The following is a 3,833-nucleotide window of genomic DNA, read 5'->3' as shown; positions in this document are numbered from 1 at the left end:
CTGCAGGTATTCCGTGAGAAACTGCTGCACTGGGACTCCCTGAAAAAGGTCGATTTCGCCGGCGGCAGGTTGGAAGGCCTACGCGTTGCACCTCAATAGTAGACGAAAAGCGTGCAAAAGCTAAGCGAACTTTTCACCGTTCACCCTTCGCCGTTTCACCTTTCACCTTTCACCTTTCACCTTTCACCTTTCACCTTTCACCTTTCACCTTTCACCTTTCACCTTACCTTTCACCGTTCACCGTTCACCGTTCACCTTTCACCGGTACTTCACCGGTACTTGGGGATCGCCCCCCTCACCTCCACCATGGCGGAGTTGCGTACCAGCATGGCCCCGCGCGCGGAGCCCTGGCCAACCTCCACCGGTGCCGACTCCGCCTCCTCAGCTTCCGCCGTCTCCTGGCTCACCGCTACCGCCTCGGCAGCCCCGGCCTCAGCGCCGCCAGCCTTGGGGATCTCCTCTGCGGCCTCGCCGGCATCCTTGGCGTCGTCATGCGCGTAGCCCACCTGCTCTCCCCCTGCCCACTCGAAGAACCTCTCCGAATCGAGCAGCACCGGATTGACCGGCACGCCGTAGACACGCTTCTGCATCCCCTCGTCGAAGAGGCCGACGCAGCCGTGGGAGGCGGGCTTGCCGGGAAGATCGCGCGCGTGGATCCAGTAGGCGACGTTGTCGGGGCCGACGTGGAAGCGCATGGCGTTGTCCATGGGATATTGAGCGCTCTGGTCCTCGGTCTTGTAGAGGGAGGAGGCGTGGTTCTTGTCGCGGGCGTCGATCTGGAACAGCCCGGTGGGGGTCTCGTGTCCCGCGGCGCCGGTGGCGGCGGGGGCGGAGAAAGCGAGCTTGCCGTGCTCGTAGGCGCCCATCCACTGCTCGGTCAGGTCGATCAGGATGTACTTGCCGTAGTTCTTGGCGGGAGCATACTCCTGCGGCAGCGGACAGTAGCTGCGGCAGGCGGCCATGTCGTCGGGGACCCGGATGGTCATGCCGGGGTAGACGTGGCGGCGGTCGATCCGGTTGAAGCGGGCGACGTAGGGCCAGTCGTTGCCGAACAGCGACTCCAGGGATTCCTCGGGTCTCACGAAGTGCTTGTGCCACTTGATGTTGGCGAGGCTCGGGTAGTCGTAACGGGAGAGGTCTTCGTGCGCGGGGTCGCGCAGACTCGGACCTGGCTGCGAGGTGGCCAGCGGCTTGTAGACTACGACGGCGAAAACGATGATAGGGACCAACAATAACGACAGCTTGCGTAACATCCTGCTACTCTCCCAACCGGAAACTCGCGAAAAAACAAAGAAAAGGGCATACCGCCCCATTCGATCCTAATTAGCACTATCGCGGCCTGCGGTCAAGGAAAAGCGCGTTCGGCCAGCTCGCGGGCGGCCGTAGAGGGGTCGGTACTGCCCTTTTGCAGGTCATCGAGGAGCTGCCGGTAGCGGCGATCTTGCTTAAGCGCGCCCAGCACCCGGTCCAGCAGGCGGTCGCGCAGGGCATCTGCGAAGACGCCGGCCAGCCGCTCGCGGTTGCGCTGCTGCAGGGCGCCGGAGACCTTGAGGTATTCCCGGTGCGACTCCAGTGCCGAGAAGAGCTGTTCGATGCCGGCCCCATCGGTCCCTTGCGTGCCGAGCACGGGGGGCCTCCAGGCCGACGCCTCCGCCTGCGGCAGTTCCAGCATGGCGGCCAGCTCGCGGATGGCCGCGTCGGCCCCTGCCAGGTCGGCCTTGTTGACCACCAAGATGTCACCCATCTCCAGAAGCCCCGCCTCCATCGCCTCGACGTCATCGCCCAGCCCGGGGATGGTCACCAGCACGGTGGTATGCACCCGGTCGTGAATCTCCACCTCGTCGTGGCCGCAGCCGGCGGTCTCGATGATGATGACGTCCATCCCCATGGCATCCAGCACGCCGACCACCTCCCAGGTGGAGCGGGAAACGCCTCCCTTGGCCCCGCGGGTGGCGAGGCTCCTGACAAAGACGCCGGCATCGTCGTCGTAACGGTTCAGGCGGATGCGGTCGCCCAGGATGGCGCCCCCGGAGCGGGAGCTGCTGGGTGAGATCGCCACCACGCCGACCAGGAGATCCTTCTCCCGGTAAGCCGCCACCAGGCGGTCGATCAAAGTGGACTTGCCGGCACCGGCAGGGCCGGCGACTGCGACGAGGTGGGCGTTTCCGGTATGCGGATGGAGCAGCTGGAGCTGGTCGATGGCGTCGGGGAGGCCATCGTCGAGGTCCCGCATCAGGCGGCCGGCTCCCCGCAGGTCGCCCTCCAGGACGTGTTGGGCGAGGGAGCCGGGGGGTGCATACCCGTAAGCCCTCCCGCCGGTGACGTTCTCATGAATCCAGGCGACGATGGCATCGGTGGGGGTGCCGGGGGTGAAGACTCCGCGGGCCCCGGCCTGTTTGAGCGCGGGGACATCGGCCTCGGCGATGACCCCGCCGACGATGACAGCGATATCCTGCGACTTTCTCTGTTTCAGGAGCTCGTTCACCGCGGGGAGATGGGTATGGTAGGCGTCGGAAAGGATGGAGAGGGCTATCAGGTCGACGTCTTCCTGGATGGCCGAGGATACTATCTGCTCAGGAGTCTGCCGTACCCCGAGGTAGATCACCTCGAAGCCGGCGTCCCGGAAGGCGCGGGAGATGGTCTTCGCCCCCCGGTCATGGCCGTCCAGTCCCGGTTTCCCCACCAGCACGCGCAATCGCCTCTCCGCCATCGCCCACCCCTGCCCGAAGATAAAAGATTTGTACAGTTTACAGTCTTCTGCGCGCTTCGCAGCCCCAGCAGCGATCTTTGGTGACGGCGTCGTCTTGCCGCTACCCCGTCTTATTTCTCGATCCCCACCCGCGCCGGGACCCCTGCCTTGTAATAATGTTTCACCTCTCGCATCTCGGTGACCAGGTCGGCCGCCTCCACCACCCTCGGGTCCGCGTTGCGGCCGGTCAACACCAGCTCCACCCTGGGAGGCTTGTCAGCCATCAGCTCCAGCACCCCCTCGACCGGGACGAGCCCCATGGAGACCGCGCCGTTGATCTCGTCCAAGATGACCAGGTCGTACTCCCCTCCCGTCACCGCTTTGCGCGCCAGTTCCAGGGCCTCAGCCGTCAGCTTCTTGTCTTCCTGATGGGGATTGTCCTTGTTCACCCATCCGGGACGCCCCGTCTGCACGATGGTCAGAAAGGGGGCCAACCGCTCGGCCGCCATCTGCTCACCGTAGGGGCCGCCTCCCTTCATGAACTGGATCATGCAGACCGTGAGCTCCCGCCCAACCGCCCGCAGGGCGAGCCCGAGCGATGCCGTGGTCTTCCCCTTGCCGTTGCCGGTATAAACCTGAATGAGCCCCTGTTCCAATTTCATCTTCACGCCCTCGCACCATGGATGAGCCGGCAGCCACACTCTCATCACAACTGCCATAAGCTACCGACATGCCTGTATTTTTAACTGGTATTGCCGTAAACGGCCGCACTATAGCAACTGGCCAAGGAGAGTGTCAAGTTAATCCCCCGACGACAGAATCTGGCCCCCCTGCTGAAGGCATGGAGAGTGACAGAGATGAAACAAGCGCTTGACATCACACAATCCATCTGCTATTTAGTCAGGACACTCACGGGCGATTAACTCAGCGGGAGAGTGCTACCTTCACACGGTAGAAGTCACTGGTTCGATCCCAGTATCGCCCACCAAACGAATAGCGAAGGGCCAAGTCCAAAGACTTGGCCCTTTTTCTTTCTCCGCTCCCGGCAGCAACTACTCCATCCATCCCTCACCCAGCAGCTTCCCTTGGCTTTCGCCCTCACCTCCTAGCCTCCTTGGCTTTTGCCGGAACAAGGGTAACATTA

The 3,833-nt window shown here is 63.3% G+C and carries 3 protein-coding genes and 1 tRNA gene; 1 reads left to right on the top strand and 3 read right to left on the bottom strand.

Annotated features, from left to right (window positions below; genetic code table 11):
* Window positions 1-269: 269 nt before the first annotated feature.
* The 3 genes from VJ604_RS12375 to VJ604_RS12365 form a co-directional block, all read right to left on the bottom strand.
* Complete coding sequence (locus tag VJ604_RS12375) at window positions 270-1,253, bottom strand: L,D-transpeptidase family protein (RefSeq protein ID WP_324082924.1); 984 nt, start codon at window positions 1,251-1,253, stop codon at window positions 270-272.
* 92 nt (window positions 1,254-1,345) lie between these two features.
* Window positions 1,346-2,710: a methylmalonyl Co-A mutase-associated GTPase MeaB gene (gene meaB, locus VJ604_RS12370; RefSeq protein WP_324082923.1), complete on the bottom strand. Its 1,365-nt coding sequence runs from the start codon at window positions 2,708-2,710 to the stop codon at window positions 1,346-1,348.
* A gap of 110 nt (window positions 2,711-2,820) precedes the next feature.
* Window positions 2,821-3,351 (bottom strand): cob(I)yrinic acid a,c-diamide adenosyltransferase, encoded by a 531-nt coding sequence (locus VJ604_RS12365; RefSeq protein ID WP_324082921.1) that lies wholly within the window; start codon window positions 3,349-3,351, stop codon window positions 2,821-2,823.
* Window positions 3,352-3,602: 251 nt separating this feature from the next.
* On the opposite strand from VJ604_RS12365, the gene VJ604_RS12360 reads away from it, so the two are divergent.
* Window positions 3,603-3,677 (top strand) — tRNA-Val (locus VJ604_RS12360).
* Window positions 3,678-3,833 lie beyond the last annotated feature (156 nt).

Source organism: Geomonas sp., assembly GCF_035254065.1.
Taxonomy (GTDB): domain Bacteria; phylum Desulfobacterota; class Desulfuromonadia; order Geobacterales; family Geobacteraceae; genus Geomonas.
This window is presented reverse-complemented; position numbering and strand designations above follow the sequence as displayed.

Bases quoted from the DNA above. Each gene is read 5' to 3' on its own strand.
- VJ604_RS12375 (WP_324082924.1), bottom strand. From the start codon at position 1,253: ATGTTACGCAAGCTGTCGTTATTGTTGGTCCCTATCATCGTTTTCGCC.
- meaB (WP_324082923.1), bottom strand. From the start codon at position 2,710: ATGGCGGAGAGGCGATTGCGCGTGCTGGTGGGGAAACCGGGACTGGAC.
- VJ604_RS12365 (WP_324082921.1), bottom strand. From the start codon at position 3,351: ATGAAATTGGAACAGGGGCTCATTCAGGTTTATACCGGCAACGGCAAG.